The organism is Amycolatopsis plumensis, from assembly GCF_042652605.1.
Classification (GTDB): Bacteria; Actinomycetota; Actinomycetes; order Mycobacteriales; family Pseudonocardiaceae; genus Amycolatopsis; species Amycolatopsis plumensis.
Genome location: NZ_JBHSJY010000001.1, coordinates 5,523,145 through 5,541,132, shown reverse-complemented (window position 1 = coordinate 5,541,132; position 17,988 = coordinate 5,523,145). Strand labels below are relative to the sequence as shown.

The window sequence follows — 17,988 nt, the reverse complement described above, 5'->3', positions numbered from 1 at the left end:
TGCCCGCCTCGGCCGACCGACGGCCCGCACGGCATCGCCGGCCGGGTTCCGGTGAAGTCCGTGCGCCGGTTCCTGCGGCCCGTGCTGGGTCTGCTGTTGGACCCACCCGGTCCATCGGTTTCGGATTCGCCGACGGCACCGGTCCGGACTGCCCTAAGCTGCCAGTCCGACACGCACGAAGGATGTTCTGCTCATGGCGATGCGCGAACTGCGCTATTTCGGCGATCCGATCCTCAAGTCCGTCTGCGATCCGGTCACCGTGTTCGACGAGAAGCTCGAGGCGCTCGTGCGGGATCTGGTCGACTCCGTCAAGCCCGCCGGGCGGGCCGGGCTGGCCGCGCCGCAGATCGGCGTGGGGCTTCGGGTCTTCAGCTACGACGTTGCCGGGCTGACCGGGTATGTCGTCAACCCCGAAATCGTCGAACTGTCCGAGGAAACCCACGAGATCGACGAAGGCTGCCTGTCGGTGCCGGAACTGTGGTTCCCCACCAAGCGGGCGAAGCACGCGAAGGTCCGCGGCGTCGACATCCACAACGAGCCCATCGAGGTCGAAGGCGAAGACGTGCTGGCGCAATGCCTGCAGCACGAGACCGATCACCTCGACGGCGTCCTCTACCTCGACCGGCTCACCGCCGAGCGCAAGAAGTCGGCCCTGCGCGCGGCGCGGGAAAAAGACTGGTTCTGGAAGCGCTGACGGCTCAAGCCGGCAGGAACAGCCTCAGCCGGGCGGCGTCCTCGATGCCGCGTTCGGTGCGCAGGCCGGCGCGCGCGGCCGTGCGGGGCAGGATGTCGTCGCCCGCGAGGCAGTCGGCGGACAGCTCCGTGATGCCCTGGGCCTCCGCCAGCACCGCGAGCCGCGCCAGCAGGGCCGTGCCGATTCCCTGCCGCTGCCAGTCGTCCTCCACCAGGAGGGAGATCTCGGCGCCGCCCGTGAGCATCGGGATGAGCTGGGCCAGGCCGATCACCTCGCGGCCGAAGACGGCGAGCACGCTCGTGCCGCGCGGGGGCACCAGCAGCCGGTGGAGCCTGCGGCGCGGGACCGTCCGCACTCCCGTGTGGTAGCGCCGGAACAGCGTCGCCATCGAGCAGCGGCGGTGCAGTTCGGCGACCGCGTCGGCGTCGCCGGGGACGCCCTTGCGCAGCACGATCGCCGCGCCGTCGGGGCGGTCGAGGACCACCGGGCCGGCCGCGTTCCGGGCCGCCGCCGCGAGCAGCGTGACCAGGGCTTCGGCGCGGGTCAGCTCCAGCTGCACGAACGGCGCCCACTGGCGGCGCGCCACCAGCGCGCCGCCGTCGGCCAGCGCGAACACCGCCCGGTGCCCGCTCTCCGTGCGCGCCGGGTTCGCCTCCGTCGCGGGCACGAGCGTGACGACGTCCGCGGCCAGCACGTGCTTCAGCACGTCGGCCAGGCGCGCCGGGTCGTCGATCGCGCGGCGAGCCGCCAGCAGCGTCGACGCCGACGGGTCGACGAGCTCGTGGACGTCGGCGTCGATGATCGCCGTGCACTCGCAGCCCTCGGCGCGGATGGCGTCGACCAGGTGCCGCCGGGGCAGGCCGGTCGCGGGACGCAGCACGATCTCGTCGAGCACCCCGCCGGGCACCGGCAGGACGGACAGGCCGAGGATGTTGCACTCGAGATCGGCGAGCCGGATGGCGATGCGGGCGAGGGTGCCCGGGTGGTCGTGCATCCGGATCCGCACCCGCCACGCCGACGGCGCCGCCGGCTCCTCGACGACGGCCGTCCGGCCCGGCTGGGGCAACGCTTCGGAGGTCTCCATGCCCCCACGGTCCCCCGGGGTTGTTGCCTCCCCAGGACGCCGGTGTTTCGCGCAGGTCAGCGTTCGACGCGCCCGGGCAACGCCGCCGAAACACTCAGCCAGGACCACAGCTCGGTGGCCAGCGCGACCGGGGCGTCCAGCGGCCGCCACAGCCACGACGACCACGGCGTGCCGTGGCAGAACACCACCGCGGGTCCCGATCCTGCGCGTTCCCAGGCGAGCTGGGTCAGCGTGGGGTCAGCACGCAGAACTCGTTGCCCTCCGGATCGGTCAGCACCCGCCACGGCAGTGCGGGACCGCCCAGGTCCGCCGGCGCCGCACCGGCCGCGACGACCTCCGTCACCGCCTCCGCGTGATCCGCTCCCGCCGGGGGCGCGACGTCCAGGTGCACGCGGTTCTTGACCCGCTTGACGTCGTCGTTGCGCAGGAATTCCAGCCACGGCCCCCGTCCGGACGGCGCGCGCAACCCGACCAGGGTGTCGCCTTCGCGGGCCCGGATCGGCCGGCCGGTGATCCGCGCCCAGAAGCCCGCCAGGAGCTCCGGGTCGTGGGCGTCGACGAGGATCGCCGCCACCGCTCCGGTGTCCGCGTACCGTTCGCGCGGCTCGAGGACGCAGAATTCGTTGCCTTCCGGATCGGCGAGCACCACCCAGGGCAGGTCGCCCTGCCCGAGGTCGGCCCGGCGGCCGCCCAGCTCCAGGGCGCGCGCCACCAGCTCGGCCTGGTGCTCGGGGGTCGTGCTCGCCAGGTCCAGGTGGATGCGGTTCTTGACCTCCTTGGGTTCGGGGACCGGCACGAAGACGAGGTCCAGGTCCCAGCCGTCGCTTTCCGGGGCCCGGACGTCGATCTCGCGGTCTTCCTCGACGACGGCGTGCCAGCCGAGCAGCGCGGCCCAGAAGTCCGCCAGGACTTCCGGGCGCGCCGCGTCGATCACCAGGTTCACCAGGCGCGTGGTCATGCGCCGCAGGCTAACCGCCACCTCCGACGATTCCGGTTCGGCTTCCCCACCGGCCGGGTCATCGGGTCGCGAGCCGCAGCAGCGCCCAGAGCTGGGCTGCCTGGTCGTGCACGCCGCGCACGGTCACCGCGGTCAGGGACGCGCGGCCCCAGAGCCACAGGTAGATCTGCGCGGGTTTGGCCGTGACGACGTCGTCCGCGGCCTCGGCCTCCTCGGCCGAACAGCGCCAGGCCTCCGTGGTGACCGGGCCGGCCCGCGCGATCCAGCTGTGCGCGCCGGCCCGGACGCCGACCGAACCCGCTTTCGTGCCGGTCAGGCCGAGCATCGGCAGTTTCTGCCCGAACCACAGGGTGAGCACCTCGTCGATGCCGTCGATCGCGACGTCGTCCGGCACGCCGCGCGGCTCCGCGCCCGCCGCCTGCTCGACGTCGACCCGGTGGACGACCGTTTCGTGCAGCATCCGGCGGCGCCAGAACCCGTACGTCCGGTCCGCCGGCCACCAGGTGTCGGCGCGTTCCTCCGGATCGTGCGCGGCGAGCTCGTCGAGCAGCTCGGTGAGGCCCGCCTCCAGGAAGTCCTGCAGGCTCTGGCCCGGCTCGGGTTCGCGCGGCCAGTCTTCGGGGCTCCGGCCGTCGGTCAGCCGGCGGCGGACCATCCGGTAGAGGCTGCCGACGTGCCGGGCGACCTCGCCGAGCGACCAGCCGGGGCAGGCGGGCACCGGCGCTTCGGTCGGCGCCGCGCGCACCGCTTCGGCCAGCAGCCTGCCTTCGATTCCCAACGCCGTGAGCAACCGCCCCTGGTCGACCGGGCCGTGCTCACGCGACATGGGCTTCCCCGGTGATCGGCAGGCCGTGCACGAGCCGGCGGACGAGTTCGAGGAACGGCGTGGCGGCCCCGACCAGCCCGGCGGCCGACTCGGCGGTGACCTTCCCGGTGATCCCGGCCTGCGCGGCGGCGCGCGTGGCCGAGTTGCTGGCGAAGAAGGCCGACCACTCCCGCAGCTCGGGGGCGACGGAGTCGAGCAGCACCCAGGTGCTGGCGGGCCGGGCCCGCCCCCGGTGCGGCCGCCCCCGCGCGGCGAGCACGGCGGCGGCGCCCCGCAGGGCGGCGAGGTAGGCCCCGATGAAGCGTTCGGCGGGCCGGGTCTCCTGGGTGGCCTCGGCGAGCCCCCGCCGCGCCTGGGCCAGCAACCCGGCGGCGGCCGGCGACGCGGGAGGGCGCAGGGACATGGGGAGTTGCGACTGGTCGGAATCGGCGCCGGGCGGGCGGAGCGACATCGGGAGCTCGGCTCCGGCCGGAGCCTCGGGAACAGGTCGATCGGACGCACCGCCGACCGCGGGCACCGACACGGCAGGCGGCTGAGCCGGCGCCGAAGCGCCCACCGGCCCGGAATCCGCAACCACCGGGCGGCCGGAGTCAGCGCCGGCACCCACCGGCCGCGACTGCGGCGAACCCGCCGACTCAGCGTGGCTGGCATCCGTCGGCCGGGTAGCGGGAGACGGCGCTACCGGCTGCCGGAACTCTGCCGAATCCGGCAGCTCGAGCTGCCCGGGATCCGCGACCGCGGGCCGGCCGGTGCGGGGCGGCCGGGTCTGCTCGGGGATCGCCGTGTCCGGCAGCTCGGACTGCCCGGCACCCGAGGCGGGCAGCGAATCCGGCCGTTCGGCAGCCGACGTGCACAGGGGGATCGGCAGCTGCGGCTGCCGGGAGTCCGCCGCCGCTGGGCGGTGCCTCGGCTCTGCTCCCGGCGTCAAGCACTGCCGGGAGCGCCCGGGGCCGGCCGGGGCCGGCTGCGGGCGCAGCGACATGGGCAGCTCCGGCTGCCCGTGATCCGCGGGGGACACGACCTTGACGGACATGACGACCCTCCTCCTGCGCGGGTGAGCCCGGCACCTAGCCGGTGCCCGCTCACCGATGTCGAACGCCTGTTCGAACAATTTCCAGAGTAACCCGGACCCGGTGCCCGCTCAACCCCGGGCGGGCGTGGTGCGGGACACCAGGTCGGTGGCGTGATCTCATAGGTTCATGAGTTCGCTGGAGCACCCCGCCGTCGCCAAGGTGGCGGCCGCGCTGACCGAGGCCGGGCAGCACGCCGCCGCCGAGGGCATCCGTGTCCTGCCCGCCGAGGTCCGGACCGCCGCACAGGCGGCCGAGGCACTCGGCGTGCCCGTCGGGGCCATCGCCAACAGCCTCATCTTCCGCCTGGGGTCCGACAAAAAAGCGCTCCTCGCCCTCACCTCCGGCGCCCACCGCGCCGATCCGGGCACCCTCGAACAGCTGGCCGGGGGCGAAATCGGCAAGGCCGACGCCGATTTCGTGCGTGCCTACACCGGGCAGCCGATCGGCGGCGTCGCCCCCACCGGGCACCCGTCACCCCTGCCGACGCTCGTCGACACCGCGCTGCGCGAGCACGACGTCGTCTGGGCCGCCGCCGGGCACCCGAAGACCGTCTACCCGACGACGTTCGCGGACCTGGTGGCGTTGACCGGGGGCACCCCGGGCGCGCTCGGCGGCGCGGAGGAGAATGGGCAGCCGTGACCGCGATGCCCGCCGGCTGCTCCCGGTACGTCCAGCTCTCCGCGGACGAGTTCCGTGCCCGCCTGCCCGAAGCGCTCGACATCTACGTCCGGGCGATGCGGTACCCGGCGGGCACCGCCGAACAGCGCGCGCCGATGTGGCTCACCCACGCGCTGCGCGAGGGCTGGCGCTGCATGGCCGCCCTCGACGCCGACGACGTCCTGCTCGGCGTGGCCTACGGCTACCGCGGCCGCGCCGGGCAGTGGTGGCACGAGCAGGTGCGCCACGGCCTGAGCCGCCGGTCCGGGACCGCCGAGGCCGACCGCTGGCTGTCGGACTACTTCGAGCTGACCGAGATCCACGTCCGGCCGGAGAACCAGGGCCACCAGATCGGCGAGGACCTGCTGCGCGGCCTCCTGGAAGGCGTCCCGAGCGCGAACGTCCTGCTGTCGACGCCGGAGGGCACGAGCCGGGCGTGGAAGCTCTACCGCCGCACCGGGTTCGTCGACGTCCTGCGCGACTACCACTTCGCCGGCGACCCGCGGCCGTTCGCGATCCTGGGGCGGGCGCTGCCCCTCGACCCGCGCTGAGCCGAGGGGCAGCGGGCCGTCACCGCGGCTCGGGCCGCCAATAGCCGACGACCAGCGCCGCGACCAGCACGGCGGCGCCGCACCACGCCGTGACGCTCAGCCGTTCACCGAGCAGCGCGGCGGACAGCACCGCGGCCGTCAGCGGTTCGAGCACCGCCGACAGCGACCCGAGCACCGGGTGCGCGTCTGCCAGCCCGCGCAGGTACGCGGCGTACGCGAGCGCTGTCGGGATCGCGCCGAGGTAGCAGACCAGCGCGACGACGTCCGCGTGCAACGGGATCGCCATGCCCGACCAGCTCGCGACCGGCAGGAGCAGCACGCCGCCGGCGAGGCAGCCGTACGCCGTCGTCGACAGCGGGTCGAGGCCTTCGACCGGCTTCGCGGTGACCAGGGTGAGCGTCGCGAAACCGGCCGCCGCGAGCAAGGCGAACCCGAGGCCGCCGAACGAAATCGCTTCGCCCGGTGACCACTGGAGCAGCGCCAGGCCGGCGAGGGTGCCCGCCACGGACACCAGCGTCCAGCGCCGGAACTTCCGCACCGACAGGAGGGTGACGATGACGGGCGCGGCGCCGATCGTGGTCATGGTGGCGACGCTGACCGAGCTGAGCGCGACGGCGGCGAAGTAGCTCGCCTGGAAGAGCGCGAAGAGCCCGCCGACGGCGAGGACACGCTTCGCCGCTTCGGACGTGCGCGGCAGGGCACGGCCTTTCAGGAGGACGGCCCCGACGACCCCGCCGACGAGCAGCCGGTAGTCGGCGACGGCGAGCGGGTGGAGGCCGGCTCGCCGGGCGAGCAGCGAGCCGGCGAGGCCACCGGTGCCCCAGAGGACACCGGCGAGAACGAGCGCGGCCGAGGAATGGGCGCGCGTGGACAAAGACACCAAGGGAAACGCTCCTGCGTCGAAGGAAAGGGATCGACGACGCGGGGTGAGTGCGCACCAGGAATCAGCCGCAGGCCCTGAAGGCCACGCGGCGGAGGACCACCCCGCTCAGGCGCGAGGCGGTGGGGTGACGAAGAGGATTCGGCGCACCAGGGAAACTTATCGGGAAGATGCGAAGCGGGGCCACCGGGTTTCCGGTGACCCCGCCCGGCGAACGCTCAGTCCAGGTGGGACAGCTGCTCCCGCAGCGTGTCCAGCCCCATCCCGCCCATCTTCAGCGCCTCCGTGTGGAACCGCTTGATGTCGAATCCCGCCCCGGCCCGGGCCTGGGCTTCCGACCGGGCCGCCAGCCACAGGCGCTCGCCGATCTTGTACGCCGGGGCCTGGCCCGGCCAGCCCAGGTACCGGTCGATCTCGTCGCGGATGTGGGCCTGGTCGGTGATCGTGCGGGTCAGCATGAACTCCAGGCCCAGGTCCGGCGTCCACCGCTCGCCCTCGTGGAAGCCCGTTCCGGCCGGAATGGGAAGTTCCAGGTGCATGCCAAGGTCGACCACCACGCGGGCCGCGCGGAACAGCTGCTCCGACAGCATCCCCAGCAGGTCGCCGTCGTCGGACAGGTAGCCCAGTTCCTCCATCAGGCGCTCCGCGTACAGGGCCCAGCCCTCCGCGTGGCCCGAGGTGAACGCCAGCAGCCGCTGGTACTTGTTCAGCCCGTCCGACTGGTCCACCGCCGTCGCGATCTGGAGGTGGTGGCCCGGCGCTCCCTCGTGGTACACCGTGCTCGTCTCGCGCCAGGTGCTGAACTCGTCGCGGCCCGCCGGGAGCGACCACCACATGCGGCCCGGCCGCGCGAAGTCCTCGCTCGGTCCCGTGTAGTACGCGCCCACGCCGCCACCCGGCGGGGCGATCTTGCACTCCAGCGCCATCACCCGGTCGGAAATCTCGAAGTGCTTGCCGCGCAACGACTTCAGGGCGTCGTCGGACAGGCGCTGCATCCACGCCTCGAACTCCGCGCGCCCCCGGACGCGGTAGCGCGGGTCCGCGTCCAAGACCGCCGCGGCCTCCGCGGCCGACGCGCCCGGCTTGATCCGGTTCGCCACCGCGCGCATCTCGGCCTCGATGCGGGCGAACTCCGCCCAGCCCCACTCGTACGCCTCACGCAGGTCCAGCGCCGCGCCGACGAAGTACCGCGACCACAGGCGGTAGACGTCCTCGCCGACGGCGTCCTTGACCGGGGCCTTCGGCGCCAGCTCCGCCCGCAGGAAGCCGGCGAACTCCGCGAACGCCTCCTCCGCGGCCCGCGCGCGGTGCTCGAGGTCCGCCTTCAACGACGGCGACGGCGCACCGCCCACGAGCTGGGTGAAGAAGCCCGTCTCCTCCTTCAGGCCCGCCCACGTCTCGCACTGCTCCGCCACCTTCGCGACCTGACGCAGCGCCGAGACGTGCCCCGCGTCGGCCGCCGTGAGGAGGCCGCTGCGGACGTTCGCCAGCGCCTGCGGGACCTCGGCGATCCGGGCCGAGACGACCGCCCAGTCCTGCTCGGTGTCCAGCGGCATCAGGTCGAACGCCATCCGCAGTTCCTGCACCGGGCTGGAGATGACGTTCAGGCTCGCCACGTCCAGGCCGGCCTCGTGGATCTCCAGCTCCAGGCCGATGCGCTCGGTGAACACGGCCTTGGCGGCGCGCTCGGCGGCGTCGCGGGGCTCGGCGGCGGAGACGGCGGCGTGCGCCCGCGCGGCCAGGCCGGCGCGCTCGGCGTACCCGTCCGCCGAGTAGTCGGTCAGCCGGTGGTCGTGACCGGCGATGCCGTGCGAGGTCGCCGCGACCGGATCGGCGGCCGCGTAGTCGTCGACGTAGCGGTCACAGATTTCGTGCACGCCTTCGGAAGCAGTAGAAGCCATGCGCCGCACGCTACCGGGCCACAAGTACCCGGTGGTACGTACTTAAGCACGGGCTGGGACGAGCCCCAGCCGGGCGATCACCTCGCGCGTCGCCTTCGAGCGGTTGAACGTGTAGAAGTGCAGGTTGGGAACGCCTTCGGCGATCAGCTTCTCGCACAGCTCGGTGGTCACGTCGATGCCTGCCGCGCGGAACGCCTTGGGGTCGTCGGCCAGCGGTTCGAGCCGGTCCAGGAGCTTGCGGGGGGCCGGGGCGCAGGACAGCTTGATCGTCGTCTGCAGCGTCCGCATGGTCGTCAACGGCATCACGCCGGGCAGCACGGGGACGTCGCAGCCGGTCGCGGCGACCCGGTCGCGCAGCCGCAGGAAGTCTTCGGGGTCGTGGAACAGCTGAGCGATCGCGAAGTCGGCGCCCGCCCGCAGCTTGCGGACCAGGTACTTCGTGTCCGTTTCCAGGTCGGACGAGCGCGGGTGGCCGTAGGTGTACGCCGAGACGCCGACGCAGAAGTCGCCCAGCTCGCGGACCAGCTGCACCAGCTCTTCGGCGTAGGTGAGGCCCTGGGGGTGCGGGATCCACTCGCCGTAGACGTCGCCGGGCGGGTCGCCGCGCAGAGCGAGGATGTTGCGGACGCCGACCGAGGCGTACCAGCCGATCACGTTCCGCAGCTCGGCGACGGAGTGGTTGACCGCGGTCAGGTGGGCCATCGGCACCAGCGTCGTCTCGGTGGCGACCCGGGCGATGCTGCGGACCGTGCCGTCGCGGCTGGAGCCGCCGGCGCCATAGGTGATCGACATGTAGGCCGGGTCGTACGGCTCGAGCTCCCGGATCGCCTTCCAGAGGACGGCCTCGTCCGCCGTGTCCCGGGGTGGGAAGAACTCGATGGAGAACTTGGGCCCGTCTCCTCGCAACCGCTCGATCACCGACGTCATACCTCGAATGTTAAGGGGCCCGGCTCTAGACTCGATACAGGAGTGAGCGATGCGGGAAGACGACGCGAGCTGGGACGAGGACGTGCGCCTCGCGGTCTACCGCGCCTTCGCCCGCCACGGCCGCGCGCCGGGCGCGCCGGAGCTGGCCGCCGCCGCGGGCGGGTCGCTGGCCGTCGCGAAGCAGGCCCTGCACCGCCTCGCCGTCGCCCGCCACCTGGTGCTGGACGAGTGCGAGCACGTCGTCCTCGCCCACCCCTTCGCCGCGAAGTCGCTCGGATTCTCCGTGATGGGCGCGCACACGCTGTGGTGGGGCGGCTGCGCGTGGGACTCGTTCGCCATCCCCCACCTGGTCGACGCCGAGCCGGAGGTGCTCGTCGCGACCCGCTGCCCCGGCTGCGGGCAGCCGCACGCGCTGGTCGTGAACCGGTCCGGGCCGCCCGAGGGCAGGCAGGTGGCGCATTTCCCGGTGCCGGCCGCGCGGATGTGGGACGACGTGCTGCACACCTGCGCGAACCAGCGCCTCTTCTGCTGCGAGTCCTGTGTGGACGCCTGGCTGGCGGACACCGGGCAGTCCCGGGGTTCCGTGCTCGACCTGGTCACCCTCTGGCGGCTCGCCCGCGGCTGGTACGCGGGCCGGCTGGAGCGTGGCTACCGGCGGCGGGAGCCGCAGGACGCCGTCGCCTACTTCGCCGAAGCGGGTCTCACGGGGCCGTTCTGGGCCGCCACGGCCGGAGTCTGATTCGCCACATCGGGGTGCCCCGGAGGGCCGCGCTCCCGCGCGTTCCGCGAGTATTACGGGTATGAACGCGCCCGCCGCCGACCGTGACCTGCCCGCCCACGTCGAGCGCGCGCTGGCCGGGTTCCTCGATCGGGCGAGCGCGGAAATCCTCGGCACCGAACCCACCGTGGCCGCCGGGATCGACGCGCTGCGCGGGTTCGTGCTGGGCGGGGGCAAACGCTTGCGCCCGACGTTCGCCTGGTGGGGCTGGCGCGGCGCGGGCGGCGACCCGGACGGCCCGGACGCCGAGGGCGTGCTGCAGGCGGTGTCCAGCCTCGAGCTGATTCAGGCGTGCGCGCTGATCCACGACGACCTCATCGACTCCTCGGACTCCCGCCGCGGCAACCCGACCGTGCACATCGCGGGCGCGAAGCTGCACGCCGACCGCGGCTGGCTCGGCTCCCCCGCGACGTTCGGCCTGGCCACCGCGGTGCTGGTCGGCGACCTGGCGCTGGCCTGGGCGGACGACATGTTCGCCGACGCAGCCCTGTCCGCCCGGACCCTCGCCGCGGCCCGCCCGGCCTGGCGGGCGATGCGCACCGAGGTCCTCGCCGGGCAGTACCTCGACGTCCGCACGCAGGCCACCGGGGACGCCTCCGTCGAGGCCGCGCTCAAGATCGACCGGCTCAAGACCGCCGCCTACACCGTGCAGCGGCCGCTGCACCTGGGCGCCGCGCTCGGCGGCGCCTCCCCCGAGCTCATCGCCACGCTGCTGGAGTTCGGCGGCGAGGTCGGCGTGGCGTTCCAGCTGCGGGACGACCTGCTGGGCGTGTTCGGCGACCCGTCGGTCACCGGCAAGCCCGCCGGCGACGACCTGCGCGAGGGCAAGCGCACCCTGCTCGTCGCCCTCGGCCTGCAGCTCGCCGCGGAGAAGGGCGAGACGGCCGCGGCCACGGTCATCGCGGACGCGATCGGCGACGCGGACCTCTCCGACGAGGGCGTGGAGACCGTCCGGATGGCGTTGCAGCAGGTCGGCGCGATCGACGCGGTCGAGCGCCGGATCGACGAGCTGACGACGGCGGCGATGGCCGCCCTGGATCGCGCGCACCTGGCCGAGCCGGCGCCGGAGGCGCTGACCGGCCTGGTCGTCAAGGCCACCCAGCGGACGTACTGACGTGCGCAGGATCGACGGTCCCGCCGACCACGTCGTCGTCATCGGCGCCGGTTTGGCCGGCCTGTCGGCGACCCTGCACCTGCTCGGCGCCGGACGGCGGGTCACGCTGTTGGAGCAGGCCGACGTCCCGGGCGGCCGCACCGGGCAGCAGAGTTTCGACGGCAACGCCGTGGACACCGGCGCGAGCGTGCTCACCATGCCCGAGCTGCTGGAAGAGGCGTTCGCCGCGGTCGGCGAGCCCCTGGCCAAGAACCTGCGCCTGACCCGGCTCGACCCCGCGTACCGGGCGCGGTTCGCCGACGGCAGCGCCCTCTCCCTGCACACCGACGGCGACGCGATGGAGGCCGAGATCCGCGCCTTCGCCGGCGCCCGCGAAGCGGCGGGCTACCGGGCGCTGCGGCGCTGGCTGACCGAGCTGTACGCCGTGCAGAAGGACCACTTCCTGGCGGCGAACTTCGATTCGCCGCTCGACCTGGCCCGCCCCGAGCTGGCCCGCCTCGCCGCGCTGGGCGGCTTCGGGCGGCTCGGCCCGCGCGTCGGCCGCTACCTGCTCGACGAGCGCGTCCGGCGGCTGTTCACCTTCCAGGCCCTGTACGCGGGCCTCGACCCGGCCCGCGCGATCGGCGCGTACGGCGTCATCGCCTACATGGACACCGTCGGCGGCGTCTACTACCCCGAAGGCGGGATGGGCGAGATCGGCCGGGCGATGACCGGGGCCGCCGCGCGGGCGGGCGCGGACGTGCGGTTCGGCACCGAAGCCGCGTGGCTCGAACGGGTGCATTCGCGGGTGCGCGCGGTCCGGACGCGCTCGGGCGAGCGGATCGCGTGCGATGCCGTCGTGCTCGCCACCGAGCTGGGCACGGCCTACCGGCTGCTCGGCGCGCGGCCCCGCCGTCCGCTGCCGCTGCGCTACTCGCCGTCGGCGGTGGTCCTGCACGGGCGGACCACGGAGAAGTGGGACCTCGGGCACCACACGATCTTCTTCGGCGGCGCCTGGGAACGGACGTTCGCCGAGATCATCCGCGAGGGCAAGCTGATGAGCGACCCGTCGCTGCTGGTCACCCGGCCGACGGCAACGGACCCCGGGCTGGCCGGGCGCGGCGGCGAGATCGTCTCGGTGCTCGCGCCCGCGCCGAACCTGCGCCGCGGGCCGATCGACTGGGACCGCGTCCGCGGGCCGTACCGCGAAGAGCTGTTCCGCACGCTGGAGGCACGCGGGCTGACCGGCTTCGGCGGGGAGTTCACCGTCGACGAGACGATCACGCCCGCCGACTGGGCGGCGCGCGGGCTCACCGCCGGAACGCCGTTCTCGCTCGCGCACACGTTCACCCAGACCGGCCCGTTCCGGCCGGCGAACCTGGTCCGCGCGGCGGGCAACGTCGTGCTGGCCGGCTGCGGCACCACCCCCGGCGTCGGGATCCCGCCGGTGCTGATCTCCGGACGGCTGGCGGCGGAGCGGATCACCGGCCGGTGAACGAACTCGACGCGGCGGGCATCCTTCCGCCGGACCTGCGGGCCGCGTACACCGAATGCCGCCGCATCAACGCCCACTACGGCCGCACGTTCTTCCTCGCGACGCGGCTGCTGCCGGCCCGGGCCCGGCCCGCCGCGCACACGCTGTACGGCTTCGCGCGGATGGCGGACGAACTGGTCGACAACCCGGCACCGGGCACCGACCCGGCCGAGTCCCTGGACCGGGTCGGCGAGATGGTCGACGTCGTCTTCTCCGGTGGCGACCCGGCCGAGCCGGTGCTCGTCGCCTTGGCCGACACCGTGCGGCGCTACGGTCTCTCGCGGGACTTGTTCGACGCGTTCCTGAAGTCGATGCGGATGGACCTGGCGCCGGTCGAGTACCGGACGTTCGCCGAACTGGGCGAATACATGTACGGCTCGGCCGCGGTGATCGGGCTGCAGATGCTGCCGGTCTTCGGCACGGTCGGTCCCCTGGCCGACGCCGAGCCGGGCGCGATCGCGCTGGGCGAGGCGTTCCAGCTGACGAATTTCCTGCGCGACGTCGGCGAGGACCTCGACCGTGGCCGCCTCTACCTGCCGGCCTCGGAACTGGCCGCCTTCGGCGTCTCGCGCGAGCTGCTGGAGCGGCGGCGGCCGGATCCCCGGATCCGGGCGGCGCTGGCGTACTTCGTCGCGCGGACGCGAGCGGTGTACCGCCGGGCCGAGGCGGGCGTGGCGTTGCTGCGTCCCGAATCGCGGCCGTGCGTGCGGACGGCGTTGACGTTGTACGAGGGCATCCTCGACGAGATCGTCGCGCTGGACTACGACATCCTGACGCGGCGGGCGGTGGTGCCGAAGCGGCGCAGGCTGGTGGTGGCACTACCACCCTTGGCCACGATCTGGGCGCGCGAGACGTTCCGCGGCGGTCGTAGGCTGCGATCATGACCGAACGACGCATCCGGATCGGCCTGCAGCTCCAGCCGCAGCACGCCGACTACGACACCATCCGGCGCACCGCGTCGGCCGCCGAAGACCTCGGCGCCGACATCATCTTCAACTGGGACCAGCGGATTACGTATACACTTATAACGTGCGACCTGCGAAAAAGCAACTGATCGACGCTGTAACCCCGGTCCCGAAGCGCGGCAACCGCGTCGTGATCTACGCCCGCGTGTCCGTCGACCGCGGGAAGTCGACCGAAGGCCAGGTGTCTGAGTGCCGCGCCTGGGCCGAGCGCGAAGGGTACGTCGTCGTCGCGGTCATCGTCGAGAGCGGCTCGGCGTCGCGCCACGCGAAGAAGGCCCGCAAACGCTGGCCGGAGGTCGCGCAGCTGATCGCCGATGGCCAGGTCGACATGCTGATGACGGTGGAGTTCTCCCGCGCCACGAGAGAGCTGGAGTTCTACGCCGGTCTGCGGAACGCCTGCGCGGATGCCCGTGTGCTGTGGTGGTACGGCGGGACGATCTTCGACATGTCGAAGCGCGAGGACCGGTTCCGGACCGGTCTGGACGCGCTCCGTGCCGAGGACGAAGCCGACCAGATCTCCGAACGCGCGGCACGAGGTCACCGCGGCGGAGCGGCACGCGGTAGGCCGCCGGTCGGATCGGCGCCATGGGGGTACCGCCGGGTCTACGACGAGCGGACCGGCGTGCTGGCCGGCCAGGAGCCCGATCCGGTGACCGCACCGCTTGTTCGGGAGGTCGCGGACCGGATCGTCGCCGGGGAGACCGTGTACGCGGTGATCCGCGACCTCAATGCACGCGAGGTGCCGACTCCCCGCGGGGGAAAGCAGTGGCACAACGCGACGCTCAAGCAGGCCCTGACCCGGCCGGCACTGGCGGGGTTGCGAGTGCACCAGGGCGCGGTCGTAGGCGAGGGCGACTGGAAGCCGCTTTTGACCATCGACGAGCATCACCAGCTCGTCGAGCGGCTCAACGACCCAGCCAAACGGCAGCAGCGCGACGGCGCGATCAAGCACCTGCTGACCGGTCTCGCTCGGTGCGCGGTGTGCGAGGCATCGCTGCGGTTCCTCCCGCACAAGACCGGGCCGAAGTACCAGTGCAGCGGGAAGTACTGCGTGATGCGCGGCGAGGCCTTCGTCGACAGCATCGTGCGGCTGGCGGTGATCAAGCGGATGGACCGGGAGGACGCGAGTCGGCTGTACCTACGCGACACCTCCGACGAAGCGCGCCGCGCCCGAGACCACCTGGCCATGCTCAAGCTGCAGATGGAGCAGTACTACCAGCAGGCCGAGTCCGACGACGAGGACGAGCGCCTTTCACCGGCCGGGCTCGCGCGCATGGAACGGAAGTACCTGCCGCAGATCGAGCAGGCCGAGCGGCAGCTGGCCGCTGTGCGGACCGCGCAGTCGCCGCTAATCACCCGGCTGGTCGAGGGCGACGCAGCGTCCGTGTGGGATGACGAGCTGTCGGTTGCACAGCGGCGCGAGGTGGTGCGCTCGATCATAACCGTGCACCTGGACCGGGCGGCAACGCGAAGCCGCCCGGATCCGCGGAGCGTGCGAATCGAGTTCACGTCCTCAGCGGCGGCCAGCTAGTTTCACCGTGATGCCGAGTCGGCGCCGGCCGCAGCGAGCTTGATCAACGCGACGTCGTGCAGGAACCTGAAGTGGGCGTCCTCGCCCGCGAACTTCGCGATCGAGGCTGCCTCGTCCGCGATCTGCTGACGAGTTGCACCGCGGAGGCGCTCGATCTCCTCGTCGGTCCAGGACTCGAGCAACCCGGCCGGCCGCCCGCCGGAGGCCGACTCAGCAACCCGGCCGATCTCGACGGGCTCGCGCCCCTCTTCGTAGAGCAGCCGGGCGCTACCGGGGAGCCAGCCGGCGCCCTGGTCCAGTCCGTTGAAGGTCTTGGCTTGCGGAGCGGCGCGTTTGAGCTCCACGCGCTGCACGGTCTTCAGGGAGAGGCTGGCCTTCTCGGCGAACTCCTCTTGCGTCAGCTGAAGCTGTTCGCGCGCGGCCACGACGCCCAGCGCGAGGCGCTCCTGGGCGGCACTAGGACTCTTTACGACTCCTTCGGACACGTAGACAGCATGCCGTAACGGCCTGGTGCTGTCTATGCGACTTTTGGGTCTTGACCTGCGGATCTTTCTCACGTGGCGCACGTACCCTCCCCGAATCAAGGACTCCTTAGGACTCCTTATGTCGTCTTCATTAACCCTCGACCTGAGATGACTTGTCAATAGTCCTAAAGAGTCCTAAGGTGACTCGCATGGCAAGAGTTCCCAACCCGATCCCCAAGGGCGCCGAGATCGAGGCGATCAGGGTGAGCCAGGGCATGTCCAGGCGCACCTTCGCTGAGAAGGCCGAAGTCGCCTGGAAGACCGTCTACAACGTCGAGAACGGCTACAACCCCCGCGTGTCGCGCGAGGTGCTCCAACGGATGGCGAACGCGCTCGGCGTCGACGTCGAGCGAATCCGCGAGCCGGACCCGGTAGCGGCGTGATGTCGCCGCAGCAGCCGCAGCCTGCGCAGCCCGCGCCGACACGCCCGGCGTACCCGACGCGGCGTCCGGGACCGACTACCCCGGTCGCGCCGCCGCGGCCGACGCGTTCCCCGACCCGGGTACACGCCGACCTCGGCGCCGAGATCGAGGCGTACGTGGACGAGCTCGTCGCCGCTGCTCCCCCGTTCACCCGGGAGCAGGAAGACCACCTCCGCGCGATCTTCGCGCCCGCCTACGAACGGCTCACCGCTCGCCGCGTGTCCGCGGCTGCCTGATCTGCCGGCGGTTCAGGCGTGACCCGACACCGCCTGAACCGCCGGTGCACGACCCCCAGAAGAAAGGCCTGCCCCGCGCCATGCCGGGCGCGGAGCAGGCAGAGCCCTGAAGCCGGGGCTTGACCCGAGGAAAGGACCTCCTCTTGATCACCACGCATCTTACGGCCGTCCAGCTGGAGCAGCTGGAGGCCCTGCTCGCCGACACCACCCCGGGCGGGGTCGCCTACCGGCCGCCGGTCGCCCGCGACGAGAGCACCCTCACCAACCTGGAAGGCCTTGGCCTGGTCCGCTGGACCGAAGACTGCGGCTTCGAGATCACCGACGCCGGCCGGGAGGCCGTGGTCGAGCGGGTCCGCGACGCCGCCGACGCCGAGGCGTTCCTGTTCGACGCCGATGCCGACCTGCTGCAGGACACCATCGAGAAACTCAAGGCGGCGTTCCCCACGCTGCCCGCGGAGCTGCGCGACCGCGCCCTGATGGACATCGAGGTGTGCCAGGACGTCCTCGACAGCCGCCGCGCTGCGGCCGAGGACCAGACGGCGGAGAGCACGGGCCGGCACCGCGCGGTCCCGGCCGACGACCGGCCCACCGAGACGATCGCCCGCGTCGACCTGCCGACCGAGCCGCTTGCGCTGGGCGGCACGCTCCCGGAAATCCCGGTCGCCAAGATCCTCACCGACCGAGAAGGCGCCGAGCGTCTCCTCGCGGCCATCGAGGACATGCCGAGCCCGGACGACGTCGCCGAGTACCTCGCCGAACCGCACACCGCCGACGAATGGGCCGACCTGGAGGCCGACCTCGCCGACGAGCCGGGTTGGCTGCGCCGCAACCTCACCCCGCCCCGCGTCCTCGCGCTGTCGGTCCTCGCCGCCGTCGTCTCCACCTGGTTCGTGGCCTGGCTGGTGATGGGCTGATGTCCGCCACCACCGTGCTCCTCACCCTGCCCACCGATGTCGTGCAGCGCGCCTGCCGATCCGCGGTCGAGGTCAGCGTGGCCGCTGTCGCTGCGTTCCCGTCGCTGGTCGGCTCCGCCGGCACGCTCGGCGACTACCTCCGCACCTACCAGGCCGTCGCGCACGAGGGCGAGCTGCGGCCGTGTCCGTGGTGCCAGCACGAGGGCCACTGGATCCGCTGGCGCGCCTACCCGGTGCTCGACCCGGGCCCGTGCCCGCCCGGCGACGTCCTCACCGAGCCGGTCGAGGGCTGCCGCTGCTGCCTCTGGGGGCGCGGCCCGCTCCGGATCGCCGAGCCGCTGCTCGACCGCCTCCGCCGCGAAGCGCACGACGACCGGGACATCCACATCGACCACCTCGGCCGCGACGGCCGCTGGACGAAATTCGAAACGAGGTTCTGA

At 72.8% G+C, this 17,988-nt stretch carries 21 protein-coding genes and 1 pseudogene; 13 read left to right on the top strand and 9 right to left on the bottom strand.

What is annotated here, in order from left to right:
• Positions 1-193 precede the first annotated feature (193 nt).
• Positions 194-694 carry a peptide deformylase gene (gene def, locus ACFPLC_RS27150; RefSeq protein WP_378198357.1) on the top strand — a complete coding sequence of 167 codons (501 nt, stop codon included), beginning with the start codon at positions 194-196 and terminating at the stop codon, positions 692-694.
• 4 nt (positions 695-698) lie between these two features.
• On the opposite strand, the gene ACFPLC_RS27145 is transcribed toward def, so the two are convergent.
• From ACFPLC_RS27145 to ACFPLC_RS27125, 5 genes are all read right to left on the bottom strand, one after another.
• On the bottom strand, positions 699-1,760 hold the full coding sequence (locus ACFPLC_RS27145; protein ID WP_378198787.1) for a GNAT family N-acetyltransferase: 1,062 nt from the start codon (positions 1,758-1,760) through the stop codon (positions 699-701).
• A gap of 74 nt (positions 1,761-1,834) precedes the next feature.
• Entirely contained in the window at positions 1,835-1,966 is a 132-nt protein-coding gene (locus ACFPLC_RS27140) for a hypothetical protein (RefSeq protein WP_378198359.1), read from the bottom strand.
• A 38-nt stretch (positions 1,967-2,004) separates the two neighbouring features.
• Positions 2,005-2,736, bottom strand: coding sequence for a VOC family protein (locus ACFPLC_RS27135; RefSeq protein ID WP_378198361.1), 732 nt, complete (start codon positions 2,734-2,736; stop codon positions 2,005-2,007).
• Positions 2,737-2,794: 58 nt separating this feature from the next.
• A complete protein-coding gene (locus ACFPLC_RS27130) occupies positions 2,795-3,562 on the bottom strand; it encodes a maleylpyruvate isomerase family mycothiol-dependent enzyme (protein WP_378198363.1) in 768 nt (255 codons plus the stop codon).
• Positions 3,552-4,595, bottom strand: coding sequence for an SAV_6107 family HEPN domain-containing protein (locus ACFPLC_RS27125; RefSeq protein WP_378198365.1), 1,044 nt, complete (start codon positions 4,593-4,595; stop codon positions 3,552-3,554). The genes ACFPLC_RS27130 and ACFPLC_RS27125 overlap by 11 nt, the downstream gene beginning before the upstream one ends.
• A gap of 166 nt (positions 4,596-4,761) precedes the next feature.
• Here ACFPLC_RS27125 and ACFPLC_RS27120 point away from each other — a divergent pair, with 166 nt between their 5' ends.
• Positions 4,762-5,274 carry a YbaK/EbsC family protein gene (locus tag ACFPLC_RS27120; protein ID WP_378198367.1) on the top strand — a complete coding sequence of 171 codons (513 nt, stop codon included), beginning with the start codon at positions 4,762-4,764 and terminating at the stop codon, positions 5,272-5,274.
• Positions 5,271-5,843, top strand: coding sequence for a GNAT family N-acetyltransferase (locus ACFPLC_RS27115; protein WP_378198369.1), 573 nt, complete (start codon positions 5,271-5,273; stop codon positions 5,841-5,843). Before ACFPLC_RS27120 ends, ACFPLC_RS27115 begins: the two co-directional genes overlap by 4 nt.
• Positions 5,844-5,862: 19 nt before the next feature.
• Here ACFPLC_RS27115 and ACFPLC_RS27110 read toward each other — a convergent pair whose 3' ends face one another.
• From ACFPLC_RS27110 to metF, 3 genes are all read right to left on the bottom strand, one after another.
• A complete protein-coding gene (locus tag ACFPLC_RS27110) occupies positions 5,863-6,726 on the bottom strand; it encodes a DMT family transporter (RefSeq protein WP_378198372.1) in 864 nt (287 codons plus the stop codon).
• Positions 6,727-6,941: 215 nt separating this feature from the next.
• Positions 6,942-8,624 carry a DUF885 domain-containing protein gene (locus ACFPLC_RS27105; RefSeq protein ID WP_378198375.1) on the bottom strand — a complete coding sequence of 561 codons (1,683 nt, stop codon included), beginning with the start codon at positions 8,622-8,624 and terminating at the stop codon, positions 6,942-6,944.
• Positions 8,625-8,666: 42 nt separating this feature from the next.
• Complete coding sequence (metF, locus tag ACFPLC_RS27100) at positions 8,667-9,551, bottom strand: methylenetetrahydrofolate reductase [NAD(P)H] (protein ID WP_378198378.1); 885 nt, start codon at positions 9,549-9,551, stop codon at positions 8,667-8,669.
• A 49-nt stretch (positions 9,552-9,600) separates the two neighbouring features.
• Here metF and merB point away from each other — a divergent pair, with 49 nt between their 5' ends.
• The 6 genes and pseudogenes from merB (at position 9,601) to ACFPLC_RS27070 (ending at position 15,452) form a co-directional block, all read left to right on the top strand.
• On the top strand, positions 9,601-10,290 hold the full coding sequence (gene merB / locus ACFPLC_RS27095) for an organomercurial lyase (protein WP_378198381.1): 690 nt from the start codon (positions 9,601-9,603) through the stop codon (positions 10,288-10,290).
• Positions 10,291-10,351: 61 nt separating this feature from the next.
• Positions 10,352-11,443, top strand: coding sequence for a polyprenyl synthetase family protein (locus ACFPLC_RS27090; protein ID WP_378198384.1), 1,092 nt, complete (start codon positions 10,352-10,354; stop codon positions 11,441-11,443).
• Position 11,444: 1 nt separating this feature from the next.
• Positions 11,445-12,917, top strand: a complete 1,473-nt coding sequence (gene crtI, locus ACFPLC_RS27085) for a phytoene desaturase family protein (RefSeq protein ID WP_378198386.1) — start codon at positions 11,445-11,447, stop codon at positions 12,915-12,917.
• Positions 12,914-13,840 (top strand): phytoene/squalene synthase family protein, encoded by a 927-nt coding sequence (locus ACFPLC_RS27080; RefSeq protein WP_378198389.1) that lies wholly within the window; start codon positions 12,914-12,916, stop codon positions 13,838-13,840. The genes crtI and ACFPLC_RS27080 overlap by 4 nt, the downstream gene beginning before the upstream one ends.
• Positions 13,837-13,959 (top strand): annotated as a pseudogene (locus tag ACFPLC_RS27075) (LLM class F420-dependent oxidoreductase); the annotation flags it as partial. The gene ACFPLC_RS27080 and the pseudogene ACFPLC_RS27075, both read left to right, overlap by 4 nt.
• Before the next feature lie 26 nt (positions 13,960-13,985).
• Complete coding sequence (locus ACFPLC_RS27070; protein WP_378198392.1) at positions 13,986-15,452, top strand: recombinase family protein; 1,467 nt, start codon at positions 13,986-13,988, stop codon at positions 15,450-15,452.
• Positions 15,453-15,454: 2 nt separating this feature from the next.
• Here ACFPLC_RS27070 and ACFPLC_RS27065 read toward each other — a convergent pair whose 3' ends face one another.
• On the bottom strand, positions 15,455-15,877 hold the full coding sequence (locus ACFPLC_RS27065) for a helix-turn-helix domain-containing protein (RefSeq protein ID WP_378236283.1): 423 nt from the start codon (positions 15,875-15,877) through the stop codon (positions 15,455-15,457).
• Positions 15,878-16,125: 248 nt separating this feature from the next.
• Between ACFPLC_RS27065 and ACFPLC_RS27060 the strand changes: the two genes are divergently transcribed.
• From ACFPLC_RS27060 to ACFPLC_RS27045, 4 genes are all read left to right on the top strand, one after another.
• Positions 16,126-16,359, top strand: a complete 234-nt coding sequence (locus ACFPLC_RS27060) for a helix-turn-helix domain-containing protein (protein WP_378198397.1) — start codon at positions 16,126-16,128, stop codon at positions 16,357-16,359.
• Positions 16,356-16,634 carry a hypothetical protein gene (locus ACFPLC_RS27055; RefSeq protein ID WP_378235947.1) on the top strand — a complete coding sequence of 93 codons (279 nt, stop codon included), beginning with the start codon at positions 16,356-16,358 and terminating at the stop codon, positions 16,632-16,634. Before ACFPLC_RS27060 ends, ACFPLC_RS27055 begins: the two co-directional genes overlap by 4 nt.
• Before the next feature lie 143 nt (positions 16,635-16,777).
• On the top strand, positions 16,778-17,548 hold the full coding sequence (locus ACFPLC_RS27050; RefSeq protein ID WP_378198403.1) for a hypothetical protein: 771 nt from the start codon (positions 16,778-16,780) through the stop codon (positions 17,546-17,548).
• Positions 17,548-17,988, top strand: a complete 441-nt coding sequence (locus tag ACFPLC_RS27045; RefSeq protein WP_378198406.1) for a hypothetical protein — start codon at positions 17,548-17,550, stop codon at positions 17,986-17,988. The genes ACFPLC_RS27050 and ACFPLC_RS27045 overlap by 1 nt, the downstream gene beginning before the upstream one ends.